Here is a 15,722-nt window from a genome sequence, read left to right as displayed (position 1 = left end):
CTATCCTGATCGTCATATTTAGCAGACGGCGGCGCGCGATGGGAGACAATGCGACGATGACGAGCACGGAATCGCGATGAGCGGCACCGCCAAACAGCCACGACCGGTGCGGTCCTACGGCGGCGTCGGCGCGGCGGACCGGATCGCGGCACGGCGCGCCAAGCTGCTCGAGGCCGGGCTCGAACTCTTCGGGTCGAAGGGGTACCGGGCGACCGGAGTGAAGGATCTGTGCCGGGCCGCGGGGCTCACCGACCGATACTTCTACGAATCCTTCGGCAGCACCGCAGAATTGTTCGCCGCCGTGTTCGACGGTGTCATCGACGAGCTGTTCGCGGCCGTTGCCGTCGCGGTGGATGCGGTGCGCGCCAGCGGAACCCGCAAGTTGCGCGCGGGCATCGGCTCCTTTCTCACGGCACTGGGCGAGGATCCGCGCAAACTCCGCATTATCTTCGTCGAACCCGCGGCCTCGGGCGCCGAACAGCGGATGCGAGAGGCACTCTGGCGGTTTGCTCGACTGGTCGCCGAGACCGCCACCGCGGCGCGCCCGCAGGAACGGCCGCCCGCCGAACTGGTGGACATCTACGCGCTGTCGGTGGTCGGCATGCTCGAGCGTGTGCTGGTGGAGAAGCAGAGCGGGCGCCTGGACGTGCCGATGGCCGACCTGGTCGACTACTGCACGGCATACGCCGGTGCGTCGCTCGGCGCGCTCTACGCCGGGCGGATCACCAAAGGCGCCTGACAGCAAACAGACAAGCCGGTCGGCTCGAATATTATTCGGGCGCAACGGACTCGGTTGCCGGTAACTCTCCGACCGGTAGCCGCGATGAATAGCGTGGGGTAGATTTCAGAAGGAGTTCGTGCTCGGCACGGTACGACCCGCGGGGGACTGGCGGGAGGATAAGCAGTGGGGACCATAGGTTCCGAGGCCGAGCGAGCCGATGTCGCCGAGGGCGAGATCCGCGTGCTGGTCGAGAACGGCGAATATTGGCTGCGCAATCGCGGCGATATCGCGATGATGACCACGACGGTCGAACGACTACGCGCCCGCTGGCCGCGGGCGCGGATCGGGGTGCTCACGCACCAGCCGGGAATCCTCCGGGCGCTGCTGCCCGAGGTGGAGCCGCTGTGCGGACCCGAATGGAACTGGGGTCCGGACGGCTGGCACGGGCGAGTGACCCGTGCGGCCGCAACGGTACTGGTCGGTCCGGCGGCACTGCACTGGCGCGCGGTCACCGACGGGCCGAAGGACCGGCTGCGAGCGTTGCGGGCGGCCGCCAAGCGTCGGTCCGGCGGCGACGTGAGCGCCGAACAACTGGCTGCCGACGACGAGTTCCCGGTGGAAATTCCGGCCGCGGTCGAACAGGCGTCCTTGGTGCTCGCCCTCGGCGGCGGCTACCTGACCGACGTCGACCGGTATCAAGCGCATCGGACCCTGAATCTGCTCGAATACGCAGGCGCGCAGGGTATTCCGACGGCGCTGGTCGGGCAGGGGCTGGGCCCGCTACACGATCCCGAACTGTGGCGGCGCGCCACCGAGGTGCTGCCCGGTGTCGACTTCGTCGCGCTGCGGGAAGGCAGGCGGGGGCCGGAACTGTTGTCTCGGATGGGCGTCGCACCCGAGCGGGTGCTGGTCACCGGGGACGACGCCGTGGAATTCGGGTATCGCCACCGCCAGCCGCGGATCGGCGAGGACATCGGTCTGTGCCTTCGGGTCGCCGACTATTCCCGGGTCAGCGTGGCGGCACAGCAGACGCTGGGCCGGGTGGTCCGTTCGAGTGCGGTTCGCTTCGGCGCCGGTGTGCAGCCGCTGATTATCTCCGAATATGCCTCCGAGGACCGGCTTTCCACGCTGCCGCTACTCGCGGGGGCGGTCGACGCGCGGCCAGCGGTCGGTCGCGGCGGCACGCCCGGTGATGTCGCCAGACAGGTCGCGCGCTGCCGGGTGCTGGTGACGAGCGCCTACCATCTCGCGGTGTTCGCACTCTCCCAAGGGATTCCGGCGGTAGGCATCACCGCCTCGGAGTATTACGACGACAAGTTCCACGGGCTGGCCCAGATGTTCGGCACCGGACTGCGCATCGTCCACCTGAACGACCCCGAGCTCGACACCGCGCTCACCGAGGCCGTACAGCAGTCGTGGGACGAGGCAGCCGCGGTGCGGGATGCGTTGCAGCACAAGGCGGTCGAACAGATCGATGCCAGCAGGGCGGGGCTCGAACGGGTCTTCCGGCTGGTGGACAGCGGCCCGGTACGACCGGGTCACACGAGAGGGAAATGAGTCATGGTCTCTTTGTCGGTGTGCGTGCCCGCCTACAACTCGGCCCGCACGCTCGCCAAGACCCTGGAGTCAGTGCTCGGCCAAGACGTGGATTTCGAGCTCGTCATCCTCGACAACGCCAGCACCGACGGCACCGGCGATATCGCGCGCGCGTTCGATGATCGCCGAATGCGCGTGCTACGCAACGACACTGTGCTGCCGATCGGAGACAACTGGAACAAGGCGATCGGCGCGTCGACCGGCGACCTGGTGAAGGTCGTCTGCGCCGACGACGTGCTGCGGCCCGGCGCGCTGGCCGCGCAGCTCGCGGTGATGGCCGAGGACCCGACGATCGCGATCTCGTCGAGCCGGTTCGAGGTGATCGACGAGGCAGGCGAGGTGCTGGAGACGGGGCTCGGCCTGGCGGGCCTGCTCGGCAGGCAGACCGCACGCGCGCTGGCCAGGGTGATCGTGCGGCGCGGGCCCGCCGATTTCGGGCCGACCGCGGCCGCGATGTTCTACCGCAAGCACTTCGACAGCGTCGGTGGGCTGCGCGGCGACCTGGTGTTCCCGATGGACGTCGACCTGTTCGCCAGGGTCTCGTCGTTCGGCGTGTTCTTCGGGATGTCCGATATCCTTGCCGCCTGGCGCAATTCGTCGTTCAACCTCTGCAGCCGCACCTCGACGGTGAGCAAGCTGACCGACATGTACCGTTTCCATCACCGGATCGCGGGCGACTACCCGGACCTGGTGAGCCGAGGCGACGTGCTGGCGGGCGACACCCGGTTGGCCAAGGCGGCGTTGCACCGCTTGCGGGTGCGCACGGTGGCCACCGTGCGGAATCGGCCGGATCTCCTGGTCTGAGCTCTGCTGGTCTGAGCGACCGGCGTGGCGCCGAACCACGGCGCCACGCCGACGGTGCTCAGATCGTCCAGAGCCGACCGTAGGTGATCACATAGTCGCCGCTGGCGCTGATGACCTTCACGAACGGCCGGATGGTCGTCTGCCCGACGACGCCGGTGACGGTGCCGTGGAAACCGGACATCCGGATGAATCCCTCGGGGCCGGAGATGTCGCCACCCGCGCACTCCACCGTCTGGATGCCCGGACCGAAGCCGACCTCGATCTCGATGCCCGCCCGGGGGAGCAGGCCGTTGAGCTTGAGGAGGGCGCCGGGGTCGCCGCCGAGGTCGACCCCGAGGTCCGGTGTCGAGTACCCGAACTTCAACCGCCCGCTGAGGCTGGCCGGATAGCCGACCTGGTAGCCGATGGTGATGTGCCCGCGCCAGTCCTCGGCGTTCGGTCCTACGATCTTGAACGCGGCCTCGCCGTGGTGGAACCACTCGCGGGTCAACGGATTTCCGTCCAACGGCGGCACGAAGTCGATGCGCGTGTCGGATTGGGTCGCCTCGATCGAGCGGTTCTTCTGATCGATGATGTTGCTGCTGCTGTCGACGACCGCGGTCGCGGTGCCGGTGGTGCCCAGCGCGAGCCCGGATGCCACCACGGTGGCGATCGCGAAGAGGCGTACGCCTCGGCCGCACTGCTGCGTGAAGTCCCTCATCAGATAATCCCCTCTGGTACACACCCGGCCGGGCGCGTGGATCGCTCGGCGCCCCGCCCCCGGGAGCGCGCGGGGGCGAGGAGTACTCCTCATCTGGGGCAATCAGGTGTTCGGTATGTCAATCATGTCAGGTGAAGCGAAGTGCGCTGTGTTGGTCGAACCCAGTGCGACGCAACGGGTTCGATAGGCACATCATCCTCCCTTCATGGTCGCGGTCGCCGGGTCGTCGACGATCCAGCAGCCGTCGAGCTCGGGATAGCGGGTACGGAGCTCGGGTAGCAGGTCGGGCAGCGTCAGCAGGACGAGATCCGGTCGGGCAGTGAGGAGTTCGTCGGGTGCGATGATCGGCACATCGGTGCCGGGCATCCGGCGGCCCTGCTTGGCGGGCGACGCGTCGGCGACGGCGGTGATCAGCCCGCGGTGCACACCGGCGAGGCTGAACAAGGCCACCGCACGCGAGGCAGCACCGTACGCGTAGACCCGATCGCCTTGTGCCGCATGCCTGGTGAGCCAATGGCGCAATGCCTCGGCGTGCGTGTCGGCCGCCTGCTGGAGTTGCCGCACCGCCGTGAGGCCGAGGTATTCGGCTTCGCGCGTGCGGATTTCGCGGATGGCGGCATCGGCGAGATGGGTGCCGTGCCTGGCGGCGACGAGGACGGTCCCGCCGTACAGGTCGAACCGCCACGCGGTGGTGATGCTCATCCCCGCCGTGGCGAGCAGCCTGCCGAGCGCGGCCAGCGAGTAGTAGGCGAAATGCCCGTGCCGCAGCGCATTCCACTGACCCGACGCGACAATCGTGGCCAGCGAATGGAACTGGACCAGCAGCAGCCCCTGCGGTGCGGTGGCGGCCGCCCGTTCGACGAAGGCCGCCCGCTGATCCGGTTCGTGCATGACGCCGAAGCAGTCCAGGACGATATCGGCGCGACTGTCGGTGGCGACGAAGCCGCGGTCGGTCAGCAGTGGCAGCCAGGTGCCGCCGTGCGGGCTGCCGAACTCGCGCACGGTCTTTCCGCGCAGCAGCCCGGCCTTGGCGACCACGGCGACCGCCTCGGCGGCCTGCACCCGCAAGGCCTCGGGTTCGATCCCGCGCGGTTCCTCGGTGCGGGTGTCGTCCTCGGCCAGCTGGGCCAGACCGCAGCGGCCGCACAGATCCATGCGCAGGGGATGCGCCGACTCGGCGAGACCGACCGGGGTGCCGGCGTGCGGAAAGTAGTCGGCGGCCGGGACAGTGCCGAGATCGAGCACGGGGCTGAGTTCGGCGCCGCCGCAGCCACGGCAGCGCCGCCCGCTAGGCAGGACAACCATGGCGTTGCCTTCCGTCCACTGCCGCGAGCACCGGCGAACATGGCACGATGGCGGCATGCGCATCGAGCCCACCGAGTTCGCCGATGTCCTTGTGCTGGTACCGGATCCGTTCCGGGACGCGCGCGGCCTGTTCACCAGAACCTTCGACGCGGCAGAGTTCGACGCCCACCTCGGCACGCCGGGCGCGGCCGCCGCATTCCAGCAGGATTCCCAATCCCGTTCCGCGCGTGGGGTGATCCGCGGCATGCACGGCCGGGTCGGGCGCGGCGAGGCGAAGCTGGTGCGCTGCGCCAACGGCGCGGTGCACGACGTGCTCGTCGACATCAGGCCCGAGTCCCCGACATTCGGTCACCAGCAGGCGTTCCGGCTCGACGACGAGACCTTCCGGCACCTGTACGTGCCGCCGGGGTTCCTGCACGGCTTCCAGGCGCTCACCACCACCGCGGACGTCTGCTACCGCATCGACCGCCCGCACGACCCCACCGAGGACATCGGTGTCGCCTACGACGACGCCGAGCTCGCCATCGCATGGCCGCTGCCGGTCACGGTGGTGTCGCAACGCGACGCCGCCGCGGGCAGCTGGCAGGAGCTGCTCGCGGCGTTGGGCACAGATCCGGCGCCGGAGGTGCGCGGCGCGGATTCGCTCGGCTGAGGTGCTATGTCGCCGAGACATGGGCGGTACCGCTCGCGACCCGGCGCATCGAAGCATCGAGAACCCCGCTGTCGCGCAACCTTTCCAGGTGCGGCAGCCGGGTGAACTTCTGGAAGAAGTCGTCGTAGGTGAGTCCGCGCGCGGTGTACTCCTGGAACAGCTCGTCCGCACCCGCCTGCACGGTCCACAGGGCGCGAAAGCCGATGGCCCGCCGCGCGGCCGAGAAGTCGACGCGGTAGGAGCGCGGATCGGCGCCGCTCTCGCCGGTGATGTGCAGGCGCGAACCCGGCACCGCCTCGACCACCGCGTGGGCGATGTCGGCGACGGTGAGGTTGTTCGCCTCGGTGCCGATGTTGAAGGCGCGGCTGTGAATCGCGGCCGGTGCCGCGGTGAGGCAGTTGGCGAATGCCCAGGCGATATCGCGGGCATGCACCAGCGGCCGCCACGGTGTCCCGTCGGAGAGCACCTTCACCTCGCCGGTCAACGTGGCGTAGCCGACCAGATTGTTCAGCACGATGTCCGCACGCAACCGCGGCGAGAACCCGAATGCCGTTGCGTTGCGCAGGAACACGGGGGAGAAGCCGGAGTCGGCCAGTGCGGCGACATCGTCTTCGACCCGCACCTTGCTTTCCGCGTACGGCGTGAGCGGCCGCAGCGGCGCGTCCTCGGTGACCAGCTCGGTGCCTGCCGCCCCGTAAACCGAGCAGGTGGAGGCGTACAGGAAGCGCCGGACGCCCGCCTCCTTCGCGAGCGTGGCGAGCCGGACCGACGCGTGATGGTTGATGGCGTAGGTGATTTCGGGTGCCAGCGCGCCGAGCGGATCGTTGGACAGCGCGGCCAGATGGATCACCGCGTCGAAACCGCGCAGCTGGTCGACGGTCACGTCGCGCAGGTCGACCGCGAGTCCTGGTGGGTCGCCGGGCAATTCGCCGAGCACACAGTCGGCGAAGAAGCCCGCGTCCAGGCCGACCACCTCGTGCCCATTGGCTTGGAGCACGGGCGCCATGACGGTGCCGAGATACCCCTGGTGTCCGGTGAGCAGTACCCGCATTGCTACGAACCTCCGAAATCGATAACGGCCTTGTCGAGCACGAACGCCTCGGCGTGCGCGGCATGGCATTGCACGCCGCGCATCCGGGTGAGCCCGGTGAACGCCTGCTCGTCGAACCAATCCCGATGCGCCTGCGACGGATAGTGCTTCAGCAGCAGCTGAGCCTTCTCCGCGGCGAGCTCCGGGGTGAGTGGGTGGAACACGGTGGGCGCCGGGGTGTCGGCCTCCCATTTGAGGATCTCGAAACCGAGGACCAGGTGGTCCCGGAACTCGGTCGGCACCAGTTCGGCGAGCACCCGATGATCCTGATGGGCATCGCCGCGCTGCGGCGCGAAGACCAGGTCGGGTCGGGCGCCGGCGCGAAATGCCGCCAGCGCGTTCTTGATTCGGTCCCAGTGGGCCGGCGCCCTGCCGTCCGGCAGGTCGAGGATGGTGAGGTCGAGCTCGGCGCCGGGGCAGAACGCGTCGAGCGCGCGGCGTTCTTCCTCGGCGCGTTCGGTGCCTGCGCCGGACAGCACCAGCGCACGCACCCGGAGGCCGGGGCGGGCTCTGGCCAACGTCAAAAGTGTTGCGCCCATGCCGATTGCGATGTCGTCGCAGTGTGCGCCGAGGACGGCGACCTCGGTCACCGTCCCGGCGCGGAGTGGGATCACGCGTGCTCCCAGACCATCCATGGCCTGGCGCCGGAGCGGTAGCCCGCATCGAGTTCGGCGCGTTCCTTGAAGGTGTCCGCGGGCTTCCAGAACCCGAGATGCTGATACCCGAACAGCCTGCCCTGCCCGGCGAGGGCACCGCACGCGTCGGCGACCAGGTCGCCGCCCGGCGGCAGCAGATCGAAGATCTCCTTGTTGAGCACGAAGTAGCCGCCGTTCTCCCATAGCGGCATCCGCGAGACCGGCATGATCTCCTTGACCTCGCCGGTCGGCTTCATATCGACGCAATGGAACGACGACTGCGGCGGCACCACCATCATCGAGGCCGCCGCGCCGGACGCGGTGAACTTGTCGATCATGTCGTCCAGGGGCGCGTCGGTGAGCACATCGGCGTAGTTGGCCAGGAAGCACTCGTCGTCGCCGAGATAGTCGCGCACCCGGCGCAGGCGCTCGCCGATGGCCGATTCCAGTCCGGTGTCGACGAAGGTGATCTTCCAGTCGCTGATGTCGGAGCTCAGCATCTCCACCTGGCCGTCACGGATGACGAAGTCGTTCGACACCGACTCCTCATAGCTCAGGAAGAAGTTCTTGATGTGCAGGCCCCCGTAGCCGAGGCACAGGATGAACTCCTTGTGGCCGTAGTGCGCGTAGTAGCGCATCACGTGCCAGAGCAGCGGTCGCGGACCGACCAGCTGCATGGGCTTCGGGATCATGTCGTCGGTGCCATCGCGCATTCGCATGCCGTAGCCGCCACAGAAAAGCACAACCTTCATCGCGCTCCCCTCCCTGTCATTTCCGAGTTGTGTGTGGTGTTCACTCCGTTGTGACCGGTGGGTTCGGCCGAGGTGAGATCGGCGCGATGCAGTGTGGGTAGTGGGTAGACCAATTCGGCGCCCCACGTACCGATGTGGCGTAGCTGCTCGGTGATCTCGGCTTCGAGATTCCACGGCAGCACCAGGACGACATCGGGTCGGTCCTGGTCGATCCGTTCGGGCGCATGGATCGGGATCCTGGTGCCCGGCGTGTAGCGACCGTGCTTGTACGGGTTGCGGTCAACGGTGTACTCGAGCAGGTCGGTGCGAATGCCGCAATAGTTGAGCAGGGTGTTGCCCTTGCCCGGCGCGCCGTAGCCGACCACCCGCTTGCCTGCGGCGCGCTGGTCGAGCAGGAAGCGCAGCAGGTCGTGGCGGACCGCCTCGGTGCGCGGGCGCAGCTGGGTGTAGCCGGCCTCCTGGTGCAGGCCCGCGTCCTGTTCCAGGCGAAGCACGTCGGCGACGCGGTCGCTCGGCGTCGCGCCGACCTCCTCGGGCCTGGCCCACAGCCGGAGCGAGCCGCCGTGGGTGTCGAGCAGTTCGACATCGACGATCGACAGGCCGGCGGTCGCCAGTGCCCGCTGCGCGGAGTGCACGGTGTAGTACTGGAAGTGCTCGTGGTAGATGGTGTCGAACTGCCCGAGGCGCAACAGGTTCAGCGCGTGATGTACCTCGATGGACAGCCAGCCGTCGTCGGCGAGCAGCGCCCGCAGCGATCGGGTGAAGCCGCGCAGGTCGGGGACGTGGGCGTAGACGTTGTTGGCCACGACCAGGTTCGCGGGCCGGTGCGCGCTGCGGACCTTGGCGGCGGTGTCCTCGTCGAGGAAGGCGGTTTCGGTGGGTACCCCAGCGGCGCGTGCGGCGTCGCCGACGTTCACCGACGGCTCGATGCCGAGACAGTCGATGCCCGCCGCCACCACGTGCCGCAGCAGGTAGCCGTCGTTGCTCGCCACCTCGACGACGAAGGAGTCCGCGTCTAGCTTCAGTCGCTCGATGGCCTGCGCGACAAAAGTTTTCGCGTGCCGCACCCAGCTGTCGGAATAAGACGAGAAATACGCGTATTCGGTGAAAGTTTCTGCCGGAGTGATCAATGCGGGAATCTGCAGCAGCAGGCAGTCCGCGCAGAGCCGCAGATGCAGCGGATAGGTTGCCTCGGGAAGGTCGAGCTCGTCTTGCGCGAGAAACTTCTCGCAGGGCGGCGTTGCTCCCAAATCGAGCACGCTCGTCAAATGCTCGGAATCACACAGGCGACATCGCACGAAAGCCCACCTTCTGTCGTGAGTCGAATGGCCGGCACACTGCCGGCGCACCCCTGACGTCGACCCGATCCAGTGAGACGTTACAACGAAAGTCCCGGGTGGTGCTGGTGAAATCGACTGCGCAGGAAGTAATTTCCGATACTTTTCAACCGTCTTCGAGGGCTGGCGTCCGGGTGGCTACCAGGGCAGTTAGTGGATTCGATCTCATGGGATGAATTCGCCTGGGAGTAGCCGAGGTTCGCGACCTGCGCCGCTGTCGCGCAAAGCGCCCAGAACAGACCGGGGCAGCATACCGACCGCCCCTTTGTTGGCTACCTTCTGGAACATTTTGCGGCCATGGTGATTCGGTGTGTGAAACGGTTTGTGTTCTGTAACAATCTCCTTCTGGCCGCCGACGGATGAGATGCCTACGGCGGTCAGGATTGTGCCGAGGGGACCGGTCGATGCAGACCGGAAAGCATGTTTCTTCACTCCCACGGGGAGGTGTGTGTTCATGAGCTTCGAGCTCGCCGACGACGACGATCTTGACATCCGTCGATCGTCGCACACGCTGCCGCGTTCCGAGCGCGAACGCTGGCAGTCGGAGTACGTAAGGCGCTTGATAGCAACGGATTTCGGCGTGATCGTGGCGGCGATAACGCTCGCCCAGGTCATCCGATTCGGCGGTCCCGCCGCGCCGCCGCTGGCCTGGCCGCTGCCGTACGAGGTTGGGTACACGGTGGTTTCCGGTGTGCTCGCGTTCACCTGGCTCGCCTTCCTCGCCATCGGTCACAGCCGGTCGCCGCAGGTGGTCGGCAGCGGTACCGAGGAGTACCGGCGATTGGTGTCCGCCACACTTCGTTTGTTCGGCGTACTGGCGATCATCTCGTTGATCTTTCAGATCGAGTTTGCGCGTGGCTATTTGGCGATTGCACTACCGCTCGGTCTGTTCGGGCTGATGCTCAGCAGGTTGCTGTGGCGAATACACGCCCGGCAGCTGCGCGGTCGGGGGGAGTACCGCACCTCGGTCCTCGTGGTCGGCTGTGCGGAGGCGGCGCAGGCGATGGCCAACGCGTTCGCGGCCGACCCGGCCTCCGGATATCGGGTGGTCGGGGTGTGTATTCCGGACGGGCTCAACGAGATCACCGAATACTTCCCCGGATCCTCGGGCCACACGTTCTCGGTGGTCGGCGATGACCGGACGGTGCTCGACGCGGTCCGGCGCAGTGGCGCGGACACCGTCGCGGTGACGGCGACCGATCACCTCGGACCGATCGAATTGCGCCGCATGGCTTGGGAACTCGATCCGATCGGAGTGGAGCTGATCGTCGCGCCCGGCGTGGTCGACATCGCGGGCACCCGGTTGACCAACCGGTTCGTCGCCGGCGTGCCGATGCTGCACATCGCCAAGCCGCAATACGACCGCGCCAAGTCCGCGGGCAAGGCGGTCTTCGACCTCTGCTTCGCGGCCGGAGTGCTGCTCGCGATCGCGCCGACCATGCTGGCCATCGCGCTGGCGGTGAAGCTGACGAGTCCCGGTCCGGTGTTCTACCTGTCGGAACGAATCGGCAGGGGCGGCACGCCGTTCCGCATGATCAAGTTCCGCAGCATGTATGTCGAGGCGGACGCGGCGGTCGACGCGCTCATCGCGCGCAACGGCGGCAACCCGGTCTTCTTCAAGATGAAGGACGACCCGCGCATCACGCCGATCGGCAAGGTGCTGCGCAAGTTCAGCCTTGACGAGCTGCCACAGTTCTTCAACGTGCTGCGCGGTGAGATGAGTGTGGTCGGGCCGCGCCCGCAGGTGCAGCGCGAGGTCGACAGCTACGACGGCGAGATGCGGCGCAGGCTGCTGGTCAAGCCGGGAGTCACCGGCCTGTGGCAGGTGAGCGGACGATCCGACCTTTCCCTGGAAGATTCGGTGCGCCTTGACCTTTCCTACGTCGAGAACTGGTCGATGGTGCTCGACCTGCTGCTCATCGCGCGCACGATCGGCGCGGTGACCCGCGGGGCAGGCGCCTACTGAGCCGTGCCTACTGGATCGAGCCGTGACTACTGAGCCGCCGGAAACTCCTCGGCCAGTTCCTGGAACAGCGCAGTGTTCATCGCGAAGGCACGCTGCCCTTCGTCGAGCACCCTGCGGGTTTCGAGATCGTCGAGCGGCAATTGGTCGAGCAGGCTGCGGTATTCGCGCTTGAACGCGGCCGGGTTGCCGACGCCGTCGAAGACGTAGAAGCGGACGCCGTCGCCGCGATGCGGCAGGTTCCACAGCTTCTCGGCGGTGCCGCGGATGACCTGACCACCGGACAGGTCGCCGAGGTAGCGGGTGTAGTGGTGGGCGATGTAGCCCGCGGGCCAGTCGCGGGCGCACTCATCGATGCGTGCCGCGTACGCCGCGGTCGCTGGCAAAGGCTCGAGCCCGTCGCGCCACCGCGGCCCGAGCAGATGCGCGAGGTCGCGCTCCAGTTCGGCGGTGCGCGCCAGTTCTCGACGGATGAACGGCCCTGCGATCGGGTCGTCGGCCAGGCTGTCCCAGCGCCCCTCGAGCGCGCGGTAGATGAACCAGAGTTGGCCGGTGTAGCGGTGATACGAGTCGACGCCGAGCGCACCGCCGAGCATGTCGCTCATGAACCGCGAGTTCTCCGCGTCCGAATGTTGTTCGGCGGTGGCGCTGCGAATCTGCGTCGAGAACGGAATTGCCTCCGACATGAACGAACCACCTCACCTGAGCACCCTGGGCCATCCAACTATGGATACCCTAACTTTCTGGTTCGACGATACCGGTTTCGCGTGCGATCTGCACTCGGCTGCTCACTGAGTGGGCGGGATCGGCGAGGTGGGCACGGGTGGCGCGGACCGGCGCCGCAGCCGAACGGTCGGCCTGCGCCGCACGATCGGACGGCGCAGCGCGCCGAAGCGGCGCAGGATGCGCGGCCGCCGAACGGTACGGTCGAACCATTCACCGAGGGTGACGCCGGCGGCCAGCGCGCACCCGACGCCGAACGCCGCAAGCAACTGATTGGCGCCGATGGCGAGCTGATCGTTGAGCACGGCATTGAGCCCGCGATAGAGCTTGAGGCCCGGCAGCAGCGGCGTGATGCCCGCGACCGCGACGACCAACGGGGGTGTCAGCGCGCGACGGGCCATCAGACCACCCGCCATGCCGATCACTGTCGCGGCGACACCCGAGGCGAGCACCGGGCCGAAGCCGGCCTGCTGCACCAGGAGATAGCAGATCGTGCCCGCCGCGCCGCTGCCCGCGGCGGCGGCGAGCGCCCGTCGCTCCGCGTAGCAGGCGAGCGCGAAGGCCATGGCGGCGACGGCACCGGCGACGATCTTGATCGGCAGATCGGTGATGTCCGCCCCCGGTGTCAGCACGATCGGCGGCACGGTCGCGCCGACGACGTCGCCGATGCGCAGCGCGAGGGCGATGCCCGCGATGATGCCGCCGGTCATCATCAGCACCTCGAGCATGCGTGCCGTCGAGGTGATCGGCGCGCCGGTTATGCCGTCCTGCACCGCGCCGACCAGCTGCAAACCACTGAGGAGCACGGTGATTCCGGCGGCGATGATGAGCGCGGGATCGACCTCGATGCCGAGCGGGCCCGCCAAGGTGGCCAGCACGATGGCGGGCGTCGCGGCGATCGCACCACCCACCACGTGCTGGAAGAAGAACGGCAGGCCGAAGCGATTGAGCACCCGATTGGCCCGGTCGATCGCCAGCGTGGTGCCGAAACTGACTGCCGCGACGACGATTCCGCCGCCGAGCAGCGCGGCGATGGCCGCGGCGAGCAGCGACCAGCCGAAGGTGGCCATCCAGCGGTGGTACGGGTGCGGCGCCGAGGTGATCGTGTCGAGCGCGGCGCGCGCGTCCTCCGGCGCGACGACTTCGTTGCGGATCCGCCTGGTCAGCCGGTCGACGGCCGCGAGCCTGGTGAAGTCGAGCGAGCGGTAGTGCACGATCCGCATGGTGCTCGCGGGCGGTAGTCGGGGCCCGCGGTCGGCCCAGATGCGGATCGCGTCGTAGGTGACGTCGATATCGCAGCGGGCCAAGCCGTAGGTGGCGGCGATGAATCGGACCTGGGTGGTGGTGTCGATGACGCCGGTGCCGGAGGCAAGCACCACCTCGCCCACGCGGACGGCCAGATCGAGAACCTCGGCGACCCGCGCGTCGTCGGTCAGGTCGATCGGCTGCAGCGGCGCGGGCGCGGCGACGATGGTGTCCGCGGTGGCCTGGCGATCGGCGACCAGCTTGCCGACCGCCTGGCTGACCACCGGCAGTCGCCGCCCGCGGCGGAGCCGCAGCCGCCGCCAGCCGAGATGGTCGACCCTGGTGTCGGTGTTCTCGCCTCCTGGCAGCGTGCTCGTATCCATGCACGCGAAGGTAGTCACCTTCCCACGACCTTTGCATCTCGGCTGGCACACGCGCCCGCCGAGCGCGTGGCGCGGCAGGGGTGATCAGGCGGATCAGCTGGGTAGTGCCTGCTGATCTGAACGCGCGAGGATTCGGGTGAGCGCCCGCAGCAGTTCGCTGTCCGGGCGTTGGGGGAGTGTGGTGGTTCGCCAGGCCACGAAGCCGTCTGGGCGGACCAATGTGGCACCGGTGTCGGTGATGCCGAAGGCGGTGTGGAAGAGGTTGTCCGGGTTCATGTAGTCGGTGCCGATCTGGTGCACCGTCACGTCGAGACCCAGTGTGGCGGTGGCGTTCTCGGCGGCCGAAGTCCAGGCCGTGCCTGCCGGACCGGCCAGCAGGAGGAAGCCGCCGTCGCAGAGATCGAGGGTGGACAGCGTGGTGCCTGCACGGTCGAGCCATAGGTGCGGTGCGCGCAAGCCGGGGCGGCCGGTGGCGTGGCGCGGGTCCTCGACCGGTTCGTCATCGTCGGGTGTCTCGGAAACGATGGCGGCAGAGCGGTATCGGTAGCCGAGGATCATCGTGAGGTCGTCGATGGCGGCCGCGGTGTCGCCGGTGCCGTGATGGCGACCGTGCAGCCGCTGCATCGCCTGGTCGAGCGTGGTGACCGAGACCGGGTGCCGCTCGTCCTGGTAGGTGTCCAGCAGTGACTCGCCCGCTTGGCCTTTCACCACCGCGGCGAGCTTCCATGCGAGATTGTGCGCGTCGGCGATGCCGGAATTCGCGCCGAAGGAACCCGTCGGCGGGACAACGCGTGCGGCGTCGCCCGCGAAGAAGATGCGGCCTACCCGGAACTGCCTGGCTACCCACCCGCCGATTCGGGTGGCACTGACATGCCTGCTCGATCCGGGCAGCGGCGGCACCAGCGTGAGTTCGAGGCCCGGGTCGCCGATTGCGCGGCGGGCGAGGTCGATGCAGCGCTGCTCGGTGAAATCGTCCAGGCTTGCCCCGGTCTCGGGACCGAAGGGGACGCCGAGCGACCAGCGGCCCGGTTCGGGACCCGGCACGAGGGCGGTGCCGGTGATCGGCTGATCGAGGTAGCCGAGCAGGAAGCGACGGCCGCGCAGCAGGGCGCTGAGGTCGGCGTCGAAGAGGAAGTTCGCGGCGTACACGAGCTCGCCCGGTCCGTCGGCGCCGATGCCGAGGCTGGTGCGGATGCCCGCCCGGTTGCCGTCGGCCGCGACCAGGTAGTCGGCGTGTATCGGATAGTCCGCGCCGGTGTCGAGATCACGCACCAGTGCCGTGACACCGTCGGCGGTTGTTTCGACGGAGCGCAGTTCCGTGCCGAATCGGATATCGGCGCCGGACTTTTCGGCGTGCGCCCGGACGACCCGTTCCAATTCGTCCTGGTCGATCATCGCCCAGTCGGCGGGGCTGAGGCTGGCGGGCGGGCGCACCTGGGCCAGCACATCGACCCGGAATCGTTCCGGACCAGCCAGGGTTTCTGCGCCGAACATTTCCGGGAGCGTGGCCAGGAACGAGGTGCGCTCGCGGATCTCCGGCTCGAGGCCGAGCGCGCGATAGATCTCCATCGACCGCGGGTTGAATGCCCTGGCCTGCGGTTGCAGTGCGGTGGACGGGTGGCGTTCGACGAGGACGGGGCGGATGGCCGCCCTGGCCAGGAACAGCGCGGCGGACAGACCGGTGATGCCGCCGCCCACGATCAGGACCGGGGTCTTGCCGGCGTCGGAGTGCGTGGTCACGACTGGGGTTCTCCTCTGGTGGTCGAGCTACGCGAACAATCATCAATCGATCGGAGAACTCTGTCAATCATTTGAT

General features: G+C 68.1%; 14 protein-coding genes. 5 read left to right on the top strand and 9 right to left on the bottom strand.

Annotation, left to right across the window (positions count from 1 at the left end):
* The first annotated feature begins 76 nt into the window (after positions 1–76).
* The 3 genes from ACGFNJ_RS41875 (at position 77) to ACGFNJ_RS41865 (ending at position 3,121) form a co-directional block, all read left to right on the top strand.
* Positions 77–739 carry a TetR/AcrR family transcriptional regulator gene (locus ACGFNJ_RS41875; RefSeq protein WP_393461809.1) on the top strand — a complete coding sequence of 221 codons (663 nt, stop codon included), beginning with the start codon at positions 77–79 and terminating at the stop codon, positions 737–739.
* A gap of 165 nt (positions 740–904) precedes the next feature.
* On the top strand, positions 905–2,278 hold the full coding sequence (locus ACGFNJ_RS41870; RefSeq protein ID WP_393461807.1) for a polysaccharide pyruvyl transferase family protein: 1,374 nt from the start codon (positions 905–907) through the stop codon (positions 2,276–2,278).
* Positions 2,279–2,281: 3 nt separating this feature from the next.
* Positions 2,282–3,121, top strand: a complete 840-nt coding sequence (locus tag ACGFNJ_RS41865) for a glycosyltransferase family 2 protein (RefSeq protein ID WP_393461805.1) — start codon at positions 2,282–2,284, stop codon at positions 3,119–3,121.
* A gap of 58 nt (positions 3,122–3,179) precedes the next feature.
* Here the strand turns inward: ACGFNJ_RS41865 and ACGFNJ_RS41860 are convergent, their stop codons facing one another.
* Both ACGFNJ_RS41860 and ACGFNJ_RS41855 read right to left on the bottom strand, forming a co-directional pair.
* Entirely contained in the window at positions 3,180–3,821 is a 642-nt protein-coding gene (locus ACGFNJ_RS41860) for an MspA family porin (protein ID WP_393461803.1), read from the bottom strand.
* Positions 3,822–4,013: 192 nt separating this feature from the next.
* A complete protein-coding gene (locus tag ACGFNJ_RS41855) occupies positions 4,014–5,126 on the bottom strand; it encodes a class I SAM-dependent methyltransferase (protein WP_393461801.1) in 1,113 nt (370 codons plus the stop codon).
* Positions 5,127–5,181: 55 nt separating this feature from the next.
* On the opposite strand from ACGFNJ_RS41855, the gene ACGFNJ_RS41850 reads away from it, so the two are divergent.
* Positions 5,182–5,778: a dTDP-4-dehydrorhamnose 3,5-epimerase family protein gene (locus ACGFNJ_RS41850; RefSeq protein WP_393461799.1), complete on the top strand. Its 597-nt coding sequence runs from the start codon at positions 5,182–5,184 to the stop codon at positions 5,776–5,778.
* Positions 5,779–5,782: 4 nt separating this feature from the next.
* On the opposite strand, the gene ACGFNJ_RS41845 is transcribed toward ACGFNJ_RS41850, so the two are convergent.
* Genes ACGFNJ_RS41845 through ACGFNJ_RS41830 form a run of 4 tightly spaced genes read right to left on the bottom strand, consistent with a single transcriptional unit; the run spans position 5,783 to position 9,553 of the window.
* The gene (locus ACGFNJ_RS41845; RefSeq protein WP_393461797.1) at positions 5,783–6,829 is read right to left on the bottom strand and encodes an NAD-dependent epimerase/dehydratase family protein; all 1,047 of its coding nucleotides are present in this window, start codon (positions 6,827–6,829) and stop codon (positions 5,783–5,785) included.
* A gap of 2 nt (positions 6,830–6,831) precedes the next feature.
* Positions 6,832–7,482 (bottom strand): PIG-L deacetylase family protein, encoded by a 651-nt coding sequence (locus tag ACGFNJ_RS41840; RefSeq protein WP_393461795.1) that lies wholly within the window; start codon positions 7,480–7,482, stop codon positions 6,832–6,834.
* Positions 7,479–8,255, bottom strand: a complete 777-nt coding sequence (locus tag ACGFNJ_RS41835; RefSeq protein WP_393461793.1) for a sugar phosphate nucleotidyltransferase — start codon at positions 8,253–8,255, stop codon at positions 7,479–7,481. Before ACGFNJ_RS41835 ends, ACGFNJ_RS41840 begins: the two co-directional genes overlap by 4 nt.
* Positions 8,252–9,553: a class I SAM-dependent methyltransferase gene (locus tag ACGFNJ_RS41830; protein ID WP_393461791.1), complete on the bottom strand. Its 1,302-nt coding sequence runs from the start codon at positions 9,551–9,553 to the stop codon at positions 8,252–8,254. The genes ACGFNJ_RS41835 and ACGFNJ_RS41830 overlap by 4 nt, the downstream gene beginning before the upstream one ends.
* Positions 9,554–10,046: 493 nt before the next feature.
* On the opposite strand from ACGFNJ_RS41830, the gene ACGFNJ_RS41825 reads away from it, so the two are divergent.
* Positions 10,047–11,558, top strand: a complete 1,512-nt coding sequence (locus tag ACGFNJ_RS41825) for a sugar transferase (RefSeq protein ID WP_393461789.1) — start codon at positions 10,047–10,049, stop codon at positions 11,556–11,558.
* A gap of 26 nt (positions 11,559–11,584) precedes the next feature.
* Here ACGFNJ_RS41825 and ACGFNJ_RS41820 read toward each other — a convergent pair whose 3' ends face one another.
* The 3 genes from ACGFNJ_RS41820 to ACGFNJ_RS41810 all read right to left on the bottom strand — a co-directional run bounded on the left by ACGFNJ_RS41820 (position 11,585) and on the right by ACGFNJ_RS41810 (position 15,646).
* The gene (locus ACGFNJ_RS41820; RefSeq protein WP_393461787.1) at positions 11,585–12,241 is read right to left on the bottom strand and encodes a heme oxygenase (biliverdin-producing); all 657 of its coding nucleotides are present in this window, start codon (positions 12,239–12,241) and stop codon (positions 11,585–11,587) included.
* A gap of 102 nt (positions 12,242–12,343) precedes the next feature.
* Positions 12,344–13,813: a threonine/serine exporter ThrE family protein gene (locus ACGFNJ_RS41815; RefSeq protein WP_393461922.1), complete on the bottom strand. Its 1,470-nt coding sequence runs from the start codon at positions 13,811–13,813 to the stop codon at positions 12,344–12,346.
* Between the two features lie 186 nt (positions 13,814–13,999).
* On the bottom strand, positions 14,000–15,646 hold the full coding sequence (locus tag ACGFNJ_RS41810; protein WP_393461785.1) for an FAD-dependent oxidoreductase: 1,647 nt from the start codon (positions 15,644–15,646) through the stop codon (positions 14,000–14,002).
* Positions 15,647–15,722: the final 76 nt, after the last annotated feature.

The sequence above is a fragment of the Nocardia sp. NPDC049149 genome (assembly GCF_043197455.1).
In the GTDB taxonomy this organism is placed as follows: domain Bacteria; phylum Actinomycetota; class Actinomycetes; order Mycobacteriales; family Mycobacteriaceae; genus Nocardia.
The sequence above is the reverse complement of the archived record's forward strand: the minus strand, read 5'-3'. Positions and strand labels throughout refer to the sequence as shown.